The sequence below is a fragment of the Paraburkholderia diazotrophica genome, from assembly GCF_038900755.1.
GTDB classification, from domain to species: Bacteria; Pseudomonadota; Gammaproteobacteria; order Burkholderiales; family Burkholderiaceae; genus Paraburkholderia; species Paraburkholderia diazotrophica_A.
Map to the genome: position 1 here is coordinate 1 of NZ_JBBPEN010000078.1, position 474 is coordinate 474.

The window sequence follows — 474 nt, forward strand, 5'->3', positions numbered from 1 at the left end:
GATCCGAAGTCGGTCACGGCCTGGCCGAGCCGCCGCAGGCCCGCCCCGTGGAAGAGCTTGCCGGCCGTCTGGCCCGCGACGATCCGCGCCAGCTCGGCGGGCTGCTTGCCCTTGAACTGCTTCGCGTAGTCGCCCAGCAGGCGCTTGCCCACCAGCTGCAGCAGCACGTTGTTGTCGCCCTCGAAGGTGACATACACATCGAGGTCGCTGCGCAGGCCGACGAGGCGGTTCTCGGCGAGGAAACCGGCGCCGCCGCAGGCCTCGCGCGCCTCCTGGATCGCGTCGAGCGCGTGCCACGTCGACAGCGCCTTCAGGCCCGCCGCGAGCGTCTCGAGGTCCTGTCGGGTCTCGTCGGTGTCGTTCGCTCCGCTGAAGACGCCGTCGAACTTCTGCAGCAGCTCCTCATGGGCGAACGCCTGCGCGTACGTGGTCGCCAGGCGCGGCAGCAGCCGGCGCTGGTGGCGGCCGTAGTCG

At 71.1% G+C, this 474-nt stretch carries 1 protein-coding gene; it reads right to left on the reverse strand.

The annotated features are described in order from the left end of the window. Window positions 1-474: acyl-CoA dehydrogenase family protein (locus AABE10_RS36295; RefSeq protein WP_342937850.1), on the reverse strand; the 474-nt coding region annotated here is incomplete at both ends.